Genomic DNA, 19,125 nt, shown 5'->3' on the forward strand with positions numbered 1-19,125 from the left:
GGATTGTGCAATCGACCAAGACACACGATGTTGCGGGACAGAGATTCTCGCGATCCGCAGGTCACGGTTCACAGCGCGCGGATCACCCGCGCCGGATTGCCCGCGGCGAAAACCCGTTCCGGCAGATCACGAGTCACCACACTGCCGGCACCGACCACCGTGTCCGCGCCGATGGTAACTCCCGGGCACACGATCACCCCGCCGCCGAGCCACACATTGTCACCGATCACGATGGGCGCGGCGCTCTCCCAGCGTTGTCGGCGCAGTTCGTGATCCTCCATCGGATGCAGTGCGGTGAGCAGTTGCGCACGCGGGCCGATGGACACGTCATTGCCGATGGTCACCGGCGCGCAATCGAGCACGATGGCGTCGTAGTTGAGGAAACTGTTGTCTCCCAGCCGGATCAGATGCCCGTAATCGCATTGGAAGCGCGGCATGATCCAGGAACCTTGCCCGATCGCCCCCAGCAGATCGGTGAGCAGGGCGTGCCGCTGCTGCTCCTCCCCCGCACCGGCGGCATTGAACCTGTCGAGCAACTCCTGGCAGTGGCGGCGTTCGGCGACGAGTTCGGGGGCGTTGTCGCGGTAGAGCTCGCCACGCAGCATGCGGTCTTTGTGTTCTCCCACGCTCCCATCCTGCCGAATAGCGGATTGTGCGCCGGCGGCGCTGCATCTGGTATCAACGAAGAAGTGAAGATCGGATTCTCGCTTCCCCAGTTCGGTACTCAGGCCTCCCAGGGCATTCAGGTGATGCGCTATGCGGTGGCGGTGGAACAGGCCGGGGCGGACAGCCTGTGGGTCGGGGATCGGCTCATCGCCGCGACCGACCCGACGATCGGATACGGCGGCAAGGACACCATTCCGGACGAATTCAATTCGATTCTCGACCCGTTCCTGGTACTCGCGCTCGCGGCCGCGGTCACCGAGCGGGTGCGGCTGGGCACCAATGTGCTTATCGCGCCGCTGTATCGGCCCGCGCTGCTGGCGCGGTCGCTGACCACCCTGGATGTGGTGAGCGGCGGGCGGTTGGTGCCCGGGTTCGGGATCGGGTGGTCGCCGGACGAATACGAGGCGGCGGGGGTGCCGTTCACCCATCGCGGGGCGCGACTGGACGAGACTCTCGATGCGCTGGAAGCCATCTGGACCACTGATCCGGCCGGGTACGAGGGGCGCTTCGTCTCGGCGCGGGAGCATCGCAGCGAGTTGAAGCCCGTGCAGCGGCCGCGGCCGCCGATCTATCTCGGCGCGTTCAGTCCGGCGGGGCTGGTGCGGATCGGGCAGCGAGCCGAGGGCTGGCTGCCGGTGGTGCCGGTGCCCGGGCCGCCCGGGTGGGGTGCGCGGCTGCTGCACTTGCGCGCGATCATCGATGAGGCCGCGGTGGCGGCGGGGCGCGACCCGGAGCACATCGACACGATTCTGCGGGTGAATGTCGCGGCCGGCAGCTCGGTATCGCAGGTGGTCGACACCATCGAACAGGTTGTCGCCGAGACCGGATTCGAGGATGTGTTCATCGATCTCATGTACCTCACCGATTCGGTGGACGGCATGCTCGCTGCCGCCATCGAGCTGCTGGAGCGATTGCGCAGGTGAACTGTGCGCGGTTCACGGGGTACGGGGTGCGTGCCGCCGGTACCGTCATAGACGGATGCTGTGTACCCCGGCCGATGCGCGGAAGGCGGCAGTCATGTCGGAGGCTTCGACCGTCGACGAGTACATCGCGGACTTCCCCGATGCGGTGCAGCAGGTTCTGCAGCACGTGCGCGAGACCATCCGGGCGGCGCTACCGGACTGCACCGAGACCATCAGCTATCAGATTCCGACCATGCAGGTCGGCTCGCAGGCGGTGATGTACTTCGCCGGGTGGAAGAAGCACGTCAGCATGTACCCGGTGCCCGAAGGCGATACCGCGTACGCGCGGGCCATCGCGCCGTATCAATCGGGCCGGGGGACGCTGAAGTTCGCGCTGGACAAGCCGATTCCCTATGACCTCATCGGGCGGACGGCCACACTGCTCGCCGAACGCAGCGCCCGCCACTGAGCGGACGACGCTCCATGGCGGGCAATTCGATTCCGTGACAATCGGTTTCGCGTTGCCGGGTATGTTCGCTGAGATTCAGCGGCCGGACGATCGGGAAAGATTCCAGCCCTGCCAGGTATCGCGGTCGAGCCCGGCGCGGACATCCTTCGCGATCTCCTCGCGCTGCACCGCGGGCAGGCGGTCGGTGGCTGGAAGGATATCGGCCGAGAGCCTGCCGAGGTAGCCCGAGTCGAGGGTCTTGCCCGCCTGCCAGCGATCGATATTGCGGTCGGCCACCAGGCGTTCCGGATTCACCACCGCCAGCACCAGCAGGGTGGCCAGGGCCGCGCCTGCCGCTGCCCGGGGCACCCATTCCCGGCGCAATCGCACCAGGCTGGCCAGGACCAGCAGGTAGACCACTCCGATCCAGAGTTCGAACACCTCCACCAGTAGTCGCAGCACCGTGAATCCGTAGGCCTGCTGGTAGGTCCACATGCGATGCAGCGCGGACGCCACGATCACCAGCGTCAGCACACTCACCGCGGCCACCCCGATCCGCAGCCACAGCCGATCCCCCGCCGACTGCTGCGCCGCCCACCGCTGCACCACCGCTATCACGGCGAGCGTCAGCATGGTGACTATCGAGAGCTCCCAGAACCCACTGCGCGCGTACTCCGCATAAGTGAGATCCGCCGTCCGCTGCACATACCCGTCGCCGCCGAACATGACCGCCAGCTGCGTGCCCACAAATACCATGAACAAGAGGGTCAACGCCCCCATCGGCAGGCCCCATTCGGTCCGGGACAGCCGCCGAATATGCGGCGCCGCAACAGATTCCGCACCTCGGGACGCAACAGACGCTGCCCCGCCGGCAATCACCAGATCCATCCAGCCGGTCACCCGCGACGGCCCGTCCGCCGGAGGAGGTGGACCCGCCAGCACATACAGCGCCCCGGAAACCCCCAGCCCCGCAATCGTGAACACGAACCCCCACTGCACCAGCAGAGCGGTATCGAGCGCCGGCACCACATCATCGACCAATCGCGCGAACACCGGATCAGCCCCCACCAGCAGCGGCACGAACACCACCAGCAGCAGCACGGTCGCCGCGACCGACCACCACACCCGCGGCCCGACTCTTCGTCGACTCCCGGCCCCGCTCCCCACTCCCCGATACAGCCACGGCACCGATGTCACCGCCGCCCACGGCACCGCCACCATGTCGAAGAACACCCCGAACACCGACCGCCGCCCCACGACCGCAAAGGATCCAGCCACCCCCGCCCCGATCACACACAGCACAAACAACCACGGCGCAGCCCGAACAACCCCGACGCCCAGCAATCCCAATGCCAAAGCGCCCCACCACAACCGCGACAACGGTGCATCCCCACGCGAATCCCCCCACAGCCCGCGCACCCGCGCAGCGCTCCAACCACGCCGTACCCTCGACTGCTCAGTGTCTTCCCGCAACGACGGCTCAACGTCGGCAGGCGCAGGCAGGGAAGATGTGCTGCCGTCTTCCCGCCCAACGTCGTCCCGCTTCGATCGCTCAACGTCCTCCCGCATCGATGCGCCGCCGGAATCGTGCAACCCTGCGGCGGCACTCCCCGTAGCCGCCGCAGTTGCCTCAACCGACGAATCCGCCAGGGTGCCACCTGCGGTTTTGCGAGCCTTCGCCGCCGTAACCGGGGTAGCGACACCACCCACCGCACCAGCGCCAAACCCAGACTCCGCCGCCAACGCCTCAACCGATGCCTCCGCGGTGGTGCCACCTGCGGTTTTGCGAGCCCCCAACGCCGCATCCCGCCGCCCGACACGATCAACCGCACAGACCGCAGCGGCAATCGCACAGCCCGCGAGCAACCACCCGATCCCCGGCCGATCCAGCGGCACCAGCACAGCCGCAGCCACCCCCGCCCCGCCCACAGCGAGCAACGTCCCACGCGGCATCGGAACAATCGCCGACCTCGGCGGAAGCCGCAGCGGCACAGTCCGTCTCGGAAATTGCGGGACAGTGGACCCAAGCCCGCCGCCCGGCGGAACACCATCGCCCCCAACCCCTACCTCCGACACCCACCCCGTCACCTCGGCCACCCACCCCGGCGGCGGACTCGCCGACCAAACCGACGCCGCGCCCGATACCCCCGACGCCGCGCCGGATACTGGCGCCTCGACTGTCTCCGATACAGGCGCAGACCCGCCCGCAACCGCCAAATCGGTACTCGCCGGAGAGACCGCGCCCAGCAAATGCGCCTGCGAGGCAGCGAAACCAGCCGATTCAGAACCCGCAGAACTCGCGCCCGGCGTGAGGTCCGAAGCCGACTTCATCGCCGATGGTTCCGGTCCCCGAACTGGTCCCGCCGATGCCCCGGCCGGATTCAACTCGCCCGAAACCGTGGGCAGCACGCCGTCTTCCACGAATTCGATTGCGCTAGTGCCTGTTTCAATGGATGGCTGCCGCTCGGTCGATGAGGACGCGTTGGGCAGCACTCCACCCGTCGGCTCGGTTCGTGCGGCCGGCGCGCCAGGCGTTCCGGCCGCGTCCGACTGCTTCGAGCCGGTTTCCGATTCGGTCAGCCGTGGCGTCTCGACCGGTCCGGAAGCATCGGAGAGGGCTCCAACGGACCGTTGGGCCCCTGCTGCGGAGTGACCCGGCGTCGTTACTACGTCCGACACTGTTGGACCGGTTCTCGCTTCACCGGAGGGGAGCGTCTCGGGCGGTCTCGATGTGGTCGGTGGTCCACCGGCGGGCGGGGTTGCCTCCCCGGGCGATGGGGCCGGAGCGGGGGCGGCGGGCGTGGGCTCGTTGGGGAGTTGCTGAGTGGGTGGGGTCTCGGGGTCGGGTGTGGGGATGGGGTTTTCGGGCATGGGTGATCCTTCGATAGGCGTGCGGGAATGGCCCGGGAGCCTGGGGCGGCCGGGTGGGTGGGATGTGAGATCTGGGTGGGACCGGTGGTGACCGGGCGCGGTGGGAGTTAGGTGTTGGGGAGGGTTACGCGGATTCGGGAGCCGGGGGCGGTGACGGCGATGGTGCCGCCGTGGAGTTCGACTATCCAGCGGGCTATGGCCAGGCCCAGGCCGGTGCCGCCGCCGCTGGTGCTGCCGCCTCGGGTGAAGCGTTCGAAGATGCGGGCGCGTTCGGGGATGGGGATGCCGGGGCCGTCGTCCTGGACTTCGATGACCGTGTGGGAGCGCAGGGTGTGGGCGGTGAGGCGGACTTCGCCGTGGGCGGGGCCGTGGCGGGTGGCATTGTCGAGGAGGTTGAGCAGGACCTGGTGCAGGCGGGCGCGGTCGGCGCGGACCGTCAGGCCGGGGGTGGTGGCGATGGTGAAGCGGACGGGGCGGCCGATGGCGGCGGCCATGGCTTCCGCCTCGGCGACAACCTCTTTCAGCAACGGCTCCACCGGAAGATGTTCCATTTCCAGGCGGACCGCGCCGGCCTCGATGCTGGAGAGCGCCAGCAGTTCCGAGACCAGCAGGCTGAGGCGTTCGGTTTGCGCGAGAGCGGTGCGCAGGGTGGCCGGGTCCGGTTCGGCGACACCGTCGACGAGGTTTTCCAGGACCGCACCCAATGCGGTGATGGGCGTGCGCAATTCGTGCGACACATTGGCGATGAAATCGCGGCGCTGCTGATCGGCGGCGCCCAGATCGGCGGCCATCTGGTTGAACGCCTCCGCCAGCTGCCCGACCTCGTCACGGGAGGTGGCGCGCACCCGCCGCGAATAGTCGCCCTGCGCCATGCGTTTGGCGGCCGCGGTCATTTCCCGCAGCGGCAGCGTCATACCGTGCGCGAGCACCTGTGAGGTCACCAGCGCGATCAGCATGGCGGCCAGGGTGGTGCGCGGTGGCAGCCAGCCGATGCGCGAGGCGAAGAACCCGAACGCCACCGCCCCCGACCCCAGCATGAGAATGGCCAGTTTCATCTTGATCGACCGCACTCGGTCCAGTGGCCGGGGCAACCGCGCGGTGAGGCGATTGCCTGCCTCGCGCAACGACCCCAGACCACGCGCCGCACACCCCCGCGCAGGACGAGCGCCCGAAGCGGACGCCGCCGCACTATCGGTTGAACGCACCTCACTGTCGGCAGCCAGGGCTCCCGGTAGGACAGCAGCGGCGGATCCGGGAGGCAGAGTGTCGTCCGTCGAAGGCAACTCGCTGGCGGCACGCGGCGTGCTCATCGCGCCTCCAGCGCATAGCCGACGCCGTGAACGGTGCGGATGAGATCCGGGCCGAGTTTGCGGCGAAGCGCTTTGATGTGGCTGTCGACGGCCCGAGTCCCGGAGGCATCGGCCCAGCCCCAGACTTCCGAGAGCAGGCGGTCACGGGCCAGGACCGCGCGCGGGCGGCGGGCCAGGTGGACCAGAAGTTCGAATTCGAGTGGGGTGAGCTGGGTTTCGGTATCGGCGCGCCAGACCCGGCGCTGGTCGATATCGATACGCAAATCGCCGACGATGATGGTGGCGCCGGGGGCCGCGGTGCGCTCGACGCGGCGCAGCAGGGCGTGGATACGCGCGGTCAGGACGCGCATGGAGAAGGGCTTGGTCAGATAGTCGTCGGCGCCGACACCCAAGCCGATCAGCATGTCGGTTTCATCGGTGCGGGCGGTGAGCATGAGCACCGGCACGGGCCGGCGGGCCTGAATGCGGCGGCACACCTCGAGGCCGTCGAAGCCGGGCAACATGATGTCGAGGACCACCAGATCCGGGTGCAGAGTGTCGGCGGCCGCGACGCCGGCGGGGCCGTCGTGAGCCAGATCTACGGTGAAGCCCTCGGCGCGCAGGCGGGCGGCAATGGATTCGGCGATGGTCGGCTCGTCCTCCACCACCAGAATCCGCCGCGCACTGCCCTGCTGGCTGATTTCCATGCTGGTGACACTAGGCAGTGCGCGTGGAGATGGTTCGCACCGCTTGTGAAGATCCTGTGGAGACCGCCGTCAGCGGCCACCCTGCGGCAGTACGCGGCGCTGAGGACGTCCGGGGCTGGACGAGGGCGCGAACAAGCCGCGCCGTAGCATGACCGCGTGCAATTACCGACGGATCACACCGCGCGCCTGCGCGGCGCTGCCGTCGGCGCAGCCTCCGGGGCGGTTGCTCTCGGGGCGCACGGGCTCGGCGGCGGGAATGCCACGCCTGAGGGATCGTCACTGGCATTGCTGTTCGCGGCGTGCGGGTTGATCGGTGTGGTTGTTGCCTCACTGCGGCCTCGGTACGGGCTGATCTCTCTCATGGGCATGCTGGCCGCAGGGCAGGCCATCGGGCATATCGCGCTGTCCACGTCGCCGGAACATCATCATCACGCCGCGTCGCCGATCATGCTGATCGCGCATCTGGTGGCGATTCCGTTCGGCGCCATGGTCATTCGGGCCGCCGAGGCCGGAATGCGGCGGGCTGTCACCAGCGTGCGGCGATTCATGGTGGTGCTGGGTATCGCGCCGGTGCCGCCCGCGCACCGTGCGCGTACGACCACTCCCGATGATCGGGCGGTGCTGCGGAGGCTGTTGGTCAGCCCTGGAATCGGGCGACGCGGGCCACCCGAGTTCGCATTCCCGTTCCTTCACCCCGTACCGGCGTAGTAGCTCCGCGCAAACGCCGCTGGTCGTCACGCCACATGGGCGCGATACCGACGCAGCTCGCTGAATGACCCACCGGGTTACACCTCTGGCGCGAGTTGCCTTGTCCGCGATACCGACCGACCGATTCGGCACGCTCGAGTAGCGCGTCTCAGGTCGCGTTGCGTGGCTCTCCACCTGTGCGGCCATCACTTCGATATCCGGCATACCGGATTCGCGGTCGCGGCCGACACGGTCCGGGGTTCCGCTGCCTCCCCTCATCGATCGGAGATTCTTCGTGTCCGCATCTGTTCTCCGCGGCCTGCGCGCTCCCCGCGTGGTCCGCCGCCTCACGGCCGTCGCCGCCGTCTCGGCGCTCGCCGTATTCCCTGTCGCCTGTTCCTCCGATTCCGGTTCCACCTCCGCCGCCAAGGCCGCGGACAAGGTGACCATGAGCGATCAGTGGATCAAGGCCGCCGACAGCGGTATGTCCGCCGCGTTCGGCACGCTCGACAATGCCGGTGACAATCCGGTGCAATTGGTCGCCGCCTCCAGCCCAGCCTCGGCGCGAGTCGAGATTCACGAGGTGGTCACCGATGGCGTCGGCGGCGATAAGACCATGCGCCCCAAGGAGGGTGGACTCACCATCCCCGCGCACGGGTCGGCCACGCTCGAGCCGGGCGCCGAGCACCTCATGTTCATGGATCTGAAGCAGCCGCTGCGCACCGGTTCCGATACCCAGATCACGCTGGTGTTCTCGGACGGTTCCACGACGACCGTCACCGCGCAGGTGCGTGACTTCGCGGGCGGCCAGGAGAATTACGCTCCCCCTACCAGCGGCGCCGAGAACCCCGCGCACGGTGGCTGAGCAAACCCCCTCGCAGCCCTCCCGGCTCAGCAGGCGGCGTCTGCTGGGCGGGGGCGCCGCCGTGGCCGGAGCCGCGGGCGCTGCCGGAATCGGCTGGGGTGCGGCCACTCTCACCCATCACGAGCACCATGCCGATCCCGCGCTCGAGACCGTCCCGTTCTATGGCCAGCACCAGGCGGGCATCGATACCGAACCACCGGGTGCGGCGGCCTTCGTCGGCTTCGATCTGAAGCGGGGTGTCGGGCGTGAGGACATCATCGGCGTACTGAAGATCTGGACCGACGATGCCTCGCGCCTGACTCAGGGCAAGCCCGCCCTCGCCGATACCGAACCGGAGCTGGCCCAGCGCCCCGCCCGGCTCACGGTGACGGTCGGGTTCGGGCCGGAGCTGTTCACGGTGGCCGGACTCGAGGACCGGCGCCCGAGCTGGCTGAAGCAGTTGCCGCCCTTCACCATCGACCGCCTCGATCCGGTCTACACCGGCGCGGACCTGCTGCTGCAGATCTGCGCCGACGAGACCACCACCGTGTCGCATGCGGTGCGGGTGCTGTCCAAGCATGTGAAATCGCTGGTGCAGGTGCGGTGGGTGCAGCGCGGCTTCCGCAATGCGGCCAAGGGCCAGACCATGCGCAATCTGCTCGGACAGATCGACGGGACGGTCAATATCGCCCCGCGCACAGTCGATTTCGATCGCCTGGTCTGGGATGACGGCAGCCGGCGGCCGTGGCTGGCGGGCGGCACGTCCCTGGTGTTGCGGCGCATTGCCATGAAGTTGGACACCTGGGACGAGCTCGATGCCGACGGGCGTGCCATTACCCTCGGCCGGCACGATTCCACCGGCGCACCGCTCTCGGGCACCCGGGAATTCGACGAACCGGATTTCGCCGCCGTCGACAAGTACGGCATTCCGGTCATCCCGCCGTCCTCGCATATCGCGCGCGCCCATCACGCGCACGACGGTGAGCGGTTCCTGCGTCGTGGCTACAACTACGACGAAGCGCCCGCACCCGGCCAGGTGTCGAATTCGGGTCTGTTGTTCGTGTCCTGTCAACGCGATGTCGAGGCGCAATACCTGCCGGTGCAGCAGCGACTCGCGGAGTTCGACGCGCTCAACCAATGGACGACACCGGTCGGTTCTGCCGTCTTCGTCATCCCGCCCGGCGTGCCGGCGCCCGGCGGATATCTGGGACAGCAGTTGTTCGACCACTGATCCGACCCGGCCGGACCTTCCATGAGGGGCGGCCCGGCCGGGCCCTAGGGTGACCGGCATGACCGTGCTGCGTTCGATCATGCTGTTCGCACTGGCCGCCGTCGCCGAGATCGGCGGGGCGTGGCTCATCTGGCAGGGCGTCCGCGAACATCGCGGATGGGAGTGGATGGGCGCCGGAGTCATCGCGCTCGGGCTGTACGGGTTCGTGGCAACCCTGCAGCCCGATGCGAGCTTCGGCCGCATCCTCGCCGCCTACGGCGGAGTGTTCGTGGCGGGATCGCTGCTGTGGGGCATGGCATTCGACGGTTTCCGGCCCGACCGCTGGGATGTATCCGGCGCACTCGTGTGTCTCGCCGGCGTCGCGCTCATCATGTACGGGCCTCGTTCAACGTGAAACCACCTGTGGCCTCGATGCATTCACGCACCCGGTGCGAAACAGGGTTCGAGACCACCTGAGGCAGTGAGTGCAGAATTGCACTCGCAGAGGCGATTACGCATTCGCCCCGATCAGCGCATCGACAAGAGTCCGCGCAGTCGAAACGGCACTCTCGTCGCCGAGGCGAGCAGCGGTATTGGCGGCCGAGACCAGCGCGTCGAGCTGGAACGCCAGCGCGTGCGCGTCGTGCACACCTGCATAGCCCTCCTGCTGCGCCCGCCGAATCTCCTTCTCCAGCAGTGCAAACCAATCCGACCGGTCGGCCGCCAGCGCATCGCGCACCGGACCGGGGCGGCTGTCGAATTCCGAGAGCCCCGCGACCCGGAAGCAACCACCGGGCAGGACGGGTTCATCGATATACGCGAACCAATGGCCGATGAAGGCACGCAGGCGCGCTATGCCCTTCGGCTCGGACAGCGCCGGTCGCACCACATGATCGATGAACACCTGACGCGCCGATTCCACGGCAGCCAATTGCAGGTTCTCCTTGGTGCCGAAGAGTGTCGCCACGCCGCTCTTGCTGACGCCGAGGTCGGTGGCCAGCCGGCCCAGGCTCAATCCGGTCAGTCCCTCCACCGAGGCCACATCGGCGGCATGCCGGGCGATAGTGGCGCGGGCGCGAGCCCCCTTGAGTAAGCGCTGATCGGAAACCTGCTGCTCAGCAGTGTGCATCGGGTCGGACATCCTTCCAGTCTCGCATTATCTGTTGCAAAAACGCACGATCGGTCGTACTTTTCAACAATACGAACGATCGTGCGTACAGTTTTCATCCGGCTTGTCACCTCCGCTCGAAAGCCCCGACATGACAGACATTTCCGCGCGGCCGCCCGCCGTGCCTCCACACCCCACCCAATCCGGCATCCCACGCACAGCTGCCACCAGTGCCGAACCGCTCACCACACCCCCGACACCGCCCTCGCCGACGCCGGCACCACCCTCATCGTCACCGCCACCGTCGGCCTCATCGTCACCGTTCGGACCGCCATCGCCGTCATCGCCGTCGTCATCGCCGTCGTCATCGCCCGCATCGGCAGCGCCCGCCGACCGGTCGACCACACGCGCCCTGCTCGTGGCATGCGGTGCAGCATTTGTTGCCTTCCTTGACCTTTCGGTGGTCAATATCGCCTTCCCTGCCATCGGCCGCGATTACCCGCACACCTCACCGGCCACCCTCACCTGGGTTGTCAGCGGATACGCGGTCGCCTTCGCCGCACTCCTCACCCCCGCCGGACGCCTCGCCGACGCACTGGGTCGGCGACGCGTATTCCTCGGCGCGCTGGCCGGATTCGCCCTGACCTCACTGCTGTGCGCCCTCGCCCCCGGAGCCGACTGGCTCATCACCGGGCGCTTCCTCCAAGGCGCGACTGCTGCCTTCCTCATTCCCGCCGGTCTCAGCCTGGTCCTGAGCGTCACGCCGCCACAGCGCATAGGCGTGGCCATGGCCGCATGGACGGCGGCCGGCGGATTCGCCGCGACGATCGGACCGGCCGTCGGCGGGGCACTTGTCGAAGGGTTCGGCTGGCGCTCGGTTTTCGTCATCAATGCGCCGATCGCGGTGGCACTCATCGCACTCGGACTCACCCTGACCATCCGCGAGACGGGACACTCCGACGGACTGCCCGATCTGCTCGGCACCGCCGCCACCGGGCTCGGCATCGGCGCCGCGGTCGCCGCGGTGACGCAGGGGCAGCAGTGGGGCTGGGATTCCTGGCGCACGCTCGCCTGCGGGACGGGCGGACTGGCGCTGCTCGCTCTCGCCCTGTGGCGGTTGCGCTCGCATCCGCGTCCGGCCATTGCCGTCACACTGTGGCGCAGCCACCGGTATGCGCTGGTCAATGCCGTGGCGTTCGTATTCGGCGCGGGCATGTTCGCCTGGCTGCTGGCCGGACCGCTGTGGTTGGCCAATGTGTGGCACTACTCGGTACTGCAGTCCGCGGGCCTGATGACCGTCGGGGCCATCGCGTCCATGGTGACCGCGATACCTGCCGGACGCGCCCCCGAGAATGTGCAGCGGTGGCTGGGGGTCCTGGGCGCACTCATGTTCGCGGCATCCACCTTCTATATGAGCACCGATGTCTGGAACGCCACGCCGGCGCTCTGGAAAGCATGGCTGCCCGCGGGCATTCTGGGCGGCGGCGGAGTCGGCCTGGTCATCACGGTGCTCGGCACGGTCGCCGCGAGATCGCTGCCACCACAACGCTTCGCCGCAGGCGTCGGCATGAACCTGACCGCCCGGCAGTCCGGCGGCGCGCTCGGCGTAGGAGTGCTGGCCGCGGTTTTCGCCGCGCACCCCGGGAATCCACTCGCCGCGTTCCACACCCTGTTCGCGGTGTGCGGAGTCATTTCAGTCGTCGCGGCCGTACTCGCCGCCCTGCCCGCTCGTGCCGAGGAGGCAATCGCATGACCAGTTACGACCTACGAACCCGCAAAGACGATCCGGCCGCGTTCGAGGACCCGATGCTCCTGTCCGACACCGCTGCCCGTGAGCTGCTCCGCCCGGTGCCGTGGCGACGCTTCGCCGTAATCGGCGACTCCATCGCGGCCGGTACAGGTGATCCCACTCCCGGATTCGCCATGCTGTCCTGGGCCGATCGCCTGGCCGGCTGGTTGCGCGCCGCACATCCGGAGACCCGCTACCTCAATACCGGCCGCATGGGGGCGACCATCGACGAGATCCGCACCGAACAGCTTGCCGCCCTGGATGATTTCCGCCCGGATCTGGTCTTCGTCAACGGCGGTGGCAATGACCTCATGCGCCGCGACGCCGATCTGTCTGCCGTTGAACGCGATCTGGACCGACTGTGCGCGGAGGCGACGGCCACCGGTGCGCGCCTGGCCCTGTTCACCCTCGCCGATGCCTTCACCGGGCCCATGCAACCGCTACGACCCCGCTTCGCCGCGTTCGCCGACAGCATTCGCCGGATCGCGGCCCACCACGACGCCATTCTCATCGAGTTCTGGGGACATCCCGCCCGCCTGCGCCCGGACTGGCTCAGCACCGACCGGATTCATCTGACCATGGCCGGTCAGGCCATCGTCGCCGCCGAGCTCGCGAAAGCACTGGCCCGCCACGCGGACTCGGGACCGGGCGGCGAGTAAGCCGGGCCCCGGAAATACAGAACCGCACAGGGTGCAGTGATGCGCCCTGTGCGGCAATGGTTTCGAGAGTTGCTCAGTGCCAGAGCGTGGCGATGAAGACATTCAGAATCGCCAGCCCACCGGCCGCATGTGTCATCCACGGCAGTGCCTTGCCGCGCTTGGCATCGGCGCGACCCACTTCGGCGAAGCCCGCGACGAGCACCGCCACAACAAGTTTGGTAATGACCTTCGGCATATTCAGGTCCTTGTCGAGCGAGCCGATCGACTCGGCCATCCCGACCAGAATGATGCCGGTGACGAGCTGGGCGCGGGCGCCCCACACCATCAATTCGGAAACGCGCGGCTGGGCGGCGATATATCCGCCGACCACCGCCGCCATACCCAGCAGATGCGATACGACGACCAGGTTGTAGACGAAGTCCATGACTGCACACGGTAGTTGATCGGCACTCGTCAACGACAGGCGGTAGTACCTGAAAAGGCCGCTGATGGGCGGGGGTGAATGTGTTCCACGCCCTACCCGCGAGAGAGTTTCACGCCCCTCCGGGCCGGGTAGTCCACCTCCAGTGACCCTCTGCGTCGAGAGTGCAGGGGCTTCCCGTTGCGGGCAGTAACCGGGCAGGAGAAGCAGGTGGCGGTTGTACTCGTGCTGCGGGCACGTGGACTGGGTGATCTTCTCACCGCGGTCCCCGCGCTGCGCGCACTCCGCCGGGCCAGGCCCGGGGATCATATCGTGCTCGCCGCACCGCACCGGCTCAAACCCATTGTGGACCTCATCGCCTCCGTCGACGAGATGGTGCCGACCACCGATCCGGGCGCAATCCGCTGGGACGGTGAGTCACCCGCACTCGTGGTCAATCTGCACAGCGCCACCGCCGAGAGCATTGTGGAACTCAATCGCACCCGGCCGGACCAGATTCTGACCTATCGCAATCCCGCCTTCCCCGATCTGGACGGACCGGACTGGCCCGCCGATATGCACGATGTGGACCGCTGGTGCTATCTGCTCGAGACCGCGGGCATCAGCGCCGATCGCCGCAATCTGGGCCTGGTGCCGCCGGTCGCGGCGACCAGCCATCGTGACTGCGTGGTCGTGCACATCGGCGCGGGCGCACCCGCACGCCGCTGGCCACCGGACCGGTTCGCGGCCGTGGTGCGGCATCTGCTGGTGCAGGGTCGCGAGGTGGTACTCACCGGGGACGAGACCGAGCGCGATATCGCCCTCGGCGTCGCCGCCCGCGCTGGACTGGCCCCGGCCCGGGTGCTCGCCGGTCAGCAGAACCTCATCGAATTGGCCGCCACCGTCGCCGAAGCCGCCCTCGTGGTGTGCGGGGACACCGGAGTCGCCCATCTCGCAACAGCTTTCGGCACGCGCACGGTGCTGCTGTTCGGTCCCACACCGCCCAGCCGCAGTGGTCCGCCGCCGCACCTCCTGGGTCGCCATGCTGTGCTGTGGGCCGGGCAGACCGGGGATCCGCAGGGTGACACGCCGGATGCGGGGCTACTGAAGATCGGCGTGCCCGAGGTCGTCACTGCCATCGACAAGCAGTTGCGCAAACGGCCCTGGCCCGGCACCGGCATGGATCGCCGTGGGCAGCAGGCGTATCGGCGCGTCGGCTGAGCCGCTCCTCTCTATGCACTGCATGTCCGCGATGGGCTAGGTGTCCGCGATATCGGCGCGCGCACTCGACAGGGCCGCCGAATAGGCCGCGATCGCACTGGGCCAGAACTGCTCCAGATAGTCGCGCGCATCGGCCAGGCCGCGCGGGTCCAGGCAGTACAGGCGGCGATTGCCTTCGGGCTGGGCCATCACCAAACGCGCATCGCGCAGCACCTTCAGATGCTGCGATACCGCTGAGCTGGTGACACCCGCAGTCGCGGCCAGTTCACCGACCGATCGCGGCCCCTGCGGCAGTGCTTCGAAGATGGCCCGCCGAGTGGGATCGGCAAGCGCGCTCAGCACCTTGACTCCATTAGCGGCCACTTAAATAGGGTGTCCACCGCCGATGATCATGTCAATACACGCCGATCCGGCCATCCCCGAGGTCATACCGAAATTACCCGCGTGTCGTTACCTGTCCGTAACCTGCCAACTGCGCTTTTGTGCCGACGTGACGGCGATTACACGGTTTCTCGACTGGTTATAACCTCCCGTACGTTCAGTCCATGCCCGTAACCGTTCCGTTATCCAGAAGCCGTCAGGCCCGCCGGTACCGAGCGGCGGCAACTCGCGCAGTAGCCGTTACCGCAGTCGTCGGCGCCTCGCTGAGCGTGCTCGCCGCCGCCGATCCGCATGCCGACGCCGAGACCCGCACGGTCGCCGAGAATGTCGCCGCCACCCACAATGTGGAATTCACCGCCTTCACCCCGCGCGAAGCGCAGATGCCGCAGTTCGTACCGCCGGAGGTTGTCGACTTCCTGAAGAATCTGGGCATCGAGCAGGCCCGCCCGAAGACCGTTCGCCCGGTGGGCGGCCCGCTGACCTCCGGCTTCGGCGTCCGCTGGGGCGCCATGCACGCCGGCATCGACTTCGGCGAGGGCTTCGGCACGCCGATTCGCGCCGTCACCGACGGCACCGTCATCGAGGCCGGTCCTGCCTCCGGCTTCGGCCTGTGGGTGCGCGTGCAGCAGGACGACGGCACCATCGGCGTCTACGGCCATATGCAGGACATCCTGGTGCAGCCGGGCCAGCAGCTGCGCGCGGGCGACGAGATCGCCACCGTGGGAAACCGCGGCTACTCCACCGGACCGCACCTGCACTACGAGGTGCACACCGCCCCGGGCGCGGCCATCGACCCGCTGCCGTGGCTGGCTGGGCGCGGCATGGATGTCGGCCAGGCCGACTGACACACCGAAGGTCAGGCGCCGCAACGGTTATCGATGAGGGGTTACCGCTGCGGCCGCCTGAAACCGGGCCGCTGACAGCCCCGCCCGGAGCACTCCGGGCGGGGCTGTTCTAGTACCCGGGTACTACGTGCGAACCACACCTTCGGGGGACGTGGCCGCATGAACGGCGACCATAGCGTCGAGATATGACCACCGCTGCCCTCGCTCCCGCCCTTCGACGGCTGCATCGCCCCCTGCTCGCCACCTCCGCCGTCATGATCACGCTGGCCGTATTCTCGTTGTGCGCCATGCTGTTCGACGATCGCACGCTGCTGCACGAATCGGTCTGGCTCAAACCGCTCAAGTTCGCCGTCGCCTTCACCCTCTACACCGGCACGCTCGCCTGGCTGCTGTCCTTCCCGCACCGGGGGCAACGGCTGACCTGGTGGATGGGCACCGTCTTCGCCATCGCCGGTGTGGCGGATGTCGGATTCATCGCCGTACAGGCCGCGCGCGGCACCTTCAGCCATTTCAACTCGCAGACCGACGCGGTCAACAGCATCGGACAGATCGTCTTCGACGCCGGGATACCGGCCTTGTTCTTCGCGAATCTCATTATCGCCCTGACCCTTACGTGGCAGCGGGTGACCGACCGGCCCACCGGCCGCGCCATCAATGCCGGGCTGGGGATCGCGGCGGCGGCCATGGCGCTGATGATTTTCGCGGGCGGCGGCGCGCCACAGCAGACCACCGACGCCTACGGCAATCCGGTCTCCCTGCGCGCCAGTCACACCGTGACGACCGGACAGGTGCACGACGATGGGGGCGGCATGCCGATCACGCACTGGAGCACCGTGGGCGGTGACCTGCGTATCCCGCACTTCGTCGGATTACACGCCATTCAGGTGCTGATCCTGGCCGCACTGCTGCTCAACCGGTTCGGACCGCGCGTGCCGTGGCTGCGCGGCGAACGGGCTCGCGCCGACCTGATCCGGGTACTGGCGCTGGGCTATGCCGGACTGGTCGGCGTACTGGCCTGGCAGGCGCACCGCGGACAACCGCTCACCCATCCCGATTCCGCCACCCTCACCGGATTCGGCCTCGTCGCCGTGGTGACCGCCGCTGGCATCGGTCTCGTCTACGCGGTACGCCGCCGCGCCTCGAGCGAATCGGTGCTCGACACGCCCGCTACGCAACCGATCGTCAGCGCAACCGCTCCGCGTCCCGCGTCAACTTCACCAATATCGCAGTGAGTTCGGACAGTTCGATGGAATCCGCACCCTCGGCGACGGCGGTGGCGACATCCTCTGCCGCACAACGGGCCGCGAACCAGCGATCGGACAGGTCCGACACCTCCTGGACCGTCAGCACCACCGAGTCCTCCGGAATACCGGTGCCCTTCACACTGTTTCGATGCTCGTAGGCCCGCTGCCGGCAGGACTGCCGACAGTAGCGCCGACGGCGCCCGACCTCGGAATCGGCGATCTCTCTGCCACACCATTGGCAGGGCGGCGTCAGGCGGCGCGACATGACCGGAGACATTAGCGACGACCGGGGTGCTGCGTGCAAGTGGCACGCCGAAAAGGTCGCACAACCCTGGTGTTCGGGGCCCGCCCGGTTCTGGACTGACGGAGCGGGGGAGCGAACGGCTCCATAGACCTGCGCCTTGGAGGAGCGGAGGAGGGAAGAACCGGGTTACGAGGGCCCCGAACCGCCGGAGCGAAGCGGAGGCAAATTAGACACAGAGTAGAATGGCTGGGTTCTCCCCACGGGAACGGAAGCCTGCGCTTTTACGTTCAGTAGGTAGAAGCGTTGAACTGAAGTCAAGACGTTGCCGATAGGCGAGAAGGGACCGCACTCATGGCAGATCGCGTACTCCGTGGCAGTCGGCTCGGAGCGGTGAGCTACGAGACCGACCGCGACCACGACCTGGCTCCCCGTCGGATGGCGAAGTACCGGACGGACAATGGCGAGGAATTCGATGTTCCCTTCGCCGACGACGCCGAGATCCCCCCGACCTGGCTGTGCCGCAACGGCCAGGAGGGCATCCTGCTCGAGGGCACCACACAGGAGCCCAAGAAGGTGAAGCCGCCGCGTACGCACTGGGACATGCTGCTGGAGCGTCGCAGCAAGGAGGAGCTCGAGGAGCTCCTGCAGGAGCGGATGGATCTGATCAAGAGCCGTCGCCGGGCGTAATCGCCGGCACAACGAAACGAGCCCCTTCCCTACCGGGAGCGGGGCTCGTTTCGTTGTGCCGACCTGTTTCGACGGCTTAGTGGCTGGCGACCTTGCGGTAGCGCAGCAGCGACAGCGGTACCGCGACCGCGAGAATCGCGAGCGAGCACAGCACCGAGTACTCGATGCAGTGATCGGCGGGCCAGCCCACGGCCGGGGTGAACCCGGGCGGGGAACCATTGGCGAAGAGCTTGCGCCCGGCCGCCGACACGGCCGTAATGGGATTCCAGGCCGCGACGGTCCGCAGCGGCCCCGGCAGCGTCTCCCCCGAGATGAACGCCGAGGAAATGAAGGTCACCGGGAACAGCCAGATCAGGCCCGCGCTCTGCGCCACCTCGACGCTCGGTGACAGCAGCCCGGTCAGCGCGCCGATCCAGGACATGGCGAAGGCGAACAGCAGGATTACCGCGAAGGCCATGATCGCGTCGATGATTCCGCCATTGATGCGCCAGCCGACCGCGTACCCGCAGCCGACCATGACGGCGAGCGCGAGAATATTGACCACCAGATCCGACAGCGTGCGGCCCATGAGCACCGCCAGCCGCGACATGGGCAGCGTGCGCATGCGGTCGATAATGCCCTTGTGCAGGTCATTGGCCAGGCCGACGGTGGTGAAGGCCGCATTGAAAGCCACTGTCTGCGTGAAGATTCCGGCAAGCAGGAATTCCCGGTACTGACCGCCGCCCAGGGACGCCCCGAAGATGTAGGCGAACAGGAACACGAACATGAGCGGCTGGATGGTGGCGGTCACCAACAGGGTCGGCACACGCAGGATGGTCAGCAGATTGCGGTAGGCGACGATGGCGCTGTCCCGAATGGCCCTGGGCAGCAGGACGGGCGAGGCGCCGCCGGGTTCGCGCTGTCTGTCCTGCGCCTCGGCGGTC

General features: G+C 67.8%; 22 protein-coding genes. 13 read left to right on the forward strand and 9 right to left on the reverse strand.

Going from position 1 to position 19,125, the window contains the following annotated elements; genetic code table 11:
• Positions 1-68: 68 nt before the first annotated feature.
• Positions 69-605, reverse strand: a complete 537-nt coding sequence (locus JWN03_RS20585; RefSeq protein WP_441343034.1) for a sugar O-acetyltransferase — start codon at positions 603-605, stop codon at positions 69-71.
• Positions 606-689: 84 nt separating this feature from the next.
• Here JWN03_RS20585 and JWN03_RS20590 point away from each other — a divergent pair, with 84 nt between their 5' ends.
• Positions 690-1,589, forward strand: coding sequence for a TIGR03619 family F420-dependent LLM class oxidoreductase (locus JWN03_RS20590; protein WP_297617343.1), 900 nt, complete (start codon positions 690-692; stop codon positions 1,587-1,589).
• A gap of 94 nt (positions 1,590-1,683) precedes the next feature.
• The gene (locus tag JWN03_RS20595) at positions 1,684-2,037 is read left to right on the forward strand and encodes an iron chaperone (protein ID WP_297617346.1); all 354 of its coding nucleotides are present in this window, start codon (positions 1,684-1,686) and stop codon (positions 2,035-2,037) included.
• Between the two features lie 75 nt (positions 2,038-2,112).
• On the opposite strand, the gene JWN03_RS20600 is transcribed toward JWN03_RS20595, so the two are convergent.
• The 3 genes from JWN03_RS20600 to JWN03_RS20610 all read right to left on the reverse strand — a co-directional run bounded on the left by JWN03_RS20600 (position 2,113) and on the right by JWN03_RS20610 (position 6,883).
• On the reverse strand, positions 2,113-3,396 hold the full coding sequence (locus JWN03_RS20600; protein ID WP_297617349.1) for a DUF4153 domain-containing protein: 1,284 nt from the start codon (positions 3,394-3,396) through the stop codon (positions 2,113-2,115).
• 1,598 nt (positions 3,397-4,994) lie between these two features.
• Positions 4,995-5,942, reverse strand: coding sequence for a HAMP domain-containing sensor histidine kinase (locus JWN03_RS20605; protein WP_297617596.1), 948 nt, complete (start codon positions 5,940-5,942; stop codon positions 4,995-4,997).
• A 251-nt stretch (positions 5,943-6,193) separates the two neighbouring features.
• Positions 6,194-6,883 (reverse strand): response regulator transcription factor, encoded by a 690-nt coding sequence (locus JWN03_RS20610; RefSeq protein WP_297617352.1) that lies wholly within the window; start codon positions 6,881-6,883, stop codon positions 6,194-6,196.
• A 156-nt stretch (positions 6,884-7,039) separates the two neighbouring features.
• Here JWN03_RS20610 and JWN03_RS20615 point away from each other — a divergent pair, with 156 nt between their 5' ends.
• The 4 genes from JWN03_RS20615 to JWN03_RS20630 all read left to right on the forward strand — a co-directional run bounded on the left by JWN03_RS20615 (position 7,040) and on the right by JWN03_RS20630 (position 10,039).
• Complete coding sequence (locus JWN03_RS20615) at positions 7,040-7,591, forward strand: hypothetical protein (protein WP_297617355.1); 552 nt, start codon at positions 7,040-7,042, stop codon at positions 7,589-7,591.
• A gap of 274 nt (positions 7,592-7,865) precedes the next feature.
• On the forward strand, positions 7,866-8,435 hold the full coding sequence (locus tag JWN03_RS20620) for a copper chaperone PCu(A)C (protein WP_297617358.1): 570 nt from the start codon (positions 7,866-7,868) through the stop codon (positions 8,433-8,435).
• A complete protein-coding gene (locus JWN03_RS20625) occupies positions 8,428-9,645 on the forward strand; it encodes a Dyp-type peroxidase (protein ID WP_297617361.1) in 1,218 nt (405 codons plus the stop codon). The genes JWN03_RS20620 and JWN03_RS20625 overlap by 8 nt, the downstream gene beginning before the upstream one ends.
• Before the next feature lie 58 nt (positions 9,646-9,703).
• Positions 9,704-10,039, forward strand: a complete 336-nt coding sequence (locus tag JWN03_RS20630; protein ID WP_297617364.1) for a YnfA family protein — start codon at positions 9,704-9,706, stop codon at positions 10,037-10,039.
• Positions 10,040-10,135: 96 nt separating this feature from the next.
• Here the strand turns inward: JWN03_RS20630 and JWN03_RS20635 are convergent, their stop codons facing one another.
• Positions 10,136-10,753 carry a TetR/AcrR family transcriptional regulator gene (locus tag JWN03_RS20635; RefSeq protein ID WP_297617367.1) on the reverse strand — a complete coding sequence of 206 codons (618 nt, stop codon included), beginning with the start codon at positions 10,751-10,753 and terminating at the stop codon, positions 10,136-10,138.
• A gap of 81 nt (positions 10,754-10,834) precedes the next feature.
• Here JWN03_RS20635 and JWN03_RS20640 point away from each other — a divergent pair, with 81 nt between their 5' ends.
• Genes JWN03_RS20640 through JWN03_RS20650 form a run of 3 tightly spaced genes read left to right on the forward strand, consistent with a single transcriptional unit; the run spans position 10,835 to position 13,180 of the window.
• Positions 10,835-11,185, forward strand: a complete 351-nt coding sequence (locus JWN03_RS20640) for a hypothetical protein (RefSeq protein WP_297617370.1) — start codon at positions 10,835-10,837, stop codon at positions 11,183-11,185.
• Positions 11,186-11,192: 7 nt separating this feature from the next.
• A complete protein-coding gene (locus JWN03_RS20645) occupies positions 11,193-12,485 on the forward strand; it encodes an MFS transporter (protein WP_297617373.1) in 1,293 nt (430 codons plus the stop codon).
• Positions 12,482-13,180: an SGNH/GDSL hydrolase family protein gene (locus tag JWN03_RS20650; RefSeq protein WP_297617375.1), complete on the forward strand. Its 699-nt coding sequence runs from the start codon at positions 12,482-12,484 to the stop codon at positions 13,178-13,180. The genes JWN03_RS20645 and JWN03_RS20650 overlap by 4 nt, the downstream gene beginning before the upstream one ends.
• Before the next feature lie 73 nt (positions 13,181-13,253).
• On the opposite strand, the gene JWN03_RS20655 is transcribed toward JWN03_RS20650, so the two are convergent.
• On the reverse strand, positions 13,254-13,604 hold the full coding sequence (locus tag JWN03_RS20655; RefSeq protein WP_297617377.1) for a hypothetical protein: 351 nt from the start codon (positions 13,602-13,604) through the stop codon (positions 13,254-13,256).
• 207 nt (positions 13,605-13,811) lie between these two features.
• Between JWN03_RS20655 and JWN03_RS20660 the strand changes: the two genes are divergently transcribed.
• Positions 13,812-14,801, forward strand: a complete 990-nt coding sequence (locus tag JWN03_RS20660) for a glycosyltransferase family 9 protein (RefSeq protein WP_297617379.1) — start codon at positions 13,812-13,814, stop codon at positions 14,799-14,801.
• Between the two features lie 36 nt (positions 14,802-14,837).
• Here JWN03_RS20660 and JWN03_RS20665 read toward each other — a convergent pair whose 3' ends face one another.
• Positions 14,838-15,164, reverse strand: coding sequence for an ArsR/SmtB family transcription factor (locus JWN03_RS20665; protein WP_297617381.1), 327 nt, complete (start codon positions 15,162-15,164; stop codon positions 14,838-14,840).
• 182 nt (positions 15,165-15,346) lie between these two features.
• On the opposite strand from JWN03_RS20665, the gene JWN03_RS20670 reads away from it, so the two are divergent.
• Complete coding sequence (locus tag JWN03_RS20670) at positions 15,347-16,027, forward strand: M23 family metallopeptidase (RefSeq protein ID WP_297617384.1); 681 nt, start codon at positions 15,347-15,349, stop codon at positions 16,025-16,027.
• A gap of 185 nt (positions 16,028-16,212) precedes the next feature.
• Positions 16,213-17,259: a hypothetical protein gene (locus JWN03_RS20675; RefSeq protein WP_297617387.1), complete on the forward strand. Its 1,047-nt coding sequence runs from the start codon at positions 16,213-16,215 to the stop codon at positions 17,257-17,259.
• Here the strand turns inward: JWN03_RS20675 and JWN03_RS20680 are convergent.
• Positions 17,210-17,536, reverse strand: coding sequence for a hypothetical protein (locus tag JWN03_RS20680; protein WP_297617390.1), 327 nt, complete (start codon positions 17,534-17,536; stop codon positions 17,210-17,212). The two genes, JWN03_RS20675 and JWN03_RS20680, sit on opposite strands and share 50 nt — an antisense overlap.
• A 330-nt stretch (positions 17,537-17,866) precedes the next feature.
• On the opposite strand from JWN03_RS20680, the gene JWN03_RS20685 reads away from it, so the two are divergent.
• A complete protein-coding gene (locus JWN03_RS20685) occupies positions 17,867-18,202 on the forward strand; it encodes an RNA polymerase-binding protein RbpA (RefSeq protein WP_297617393.1) in 336 nt (111 codons plus the stop codon).
• Positions 18,203-18,278: 76 nt separating this feature from the next.
• Here the strand turns inward: JWN03_RS20685 and JWN03_RS20690 are convergent, their stop codons facing one another.
• On the reverse strand, positions 18,279-19,073 hold the full coding sequence (locus JWN03_RS20690; protein WP_297617599.1) for an ABC transporter permease: 795 nt from the start codon (positions 19,071-19,073) through the stop codon (positions 18,279-18,281).
• Between the last annotated feature and the right edge of the window lie 52 nt (positions 19,074-19,125).

The sequence above is a fragment of the Nocardia sp. genome (assembly GCF_025465275.1).
Lineage (GTDB): Bacteria > Actinomycetota > Actinomycetes > Mycobacteriales > Mycobacteriaceae > Nocardia.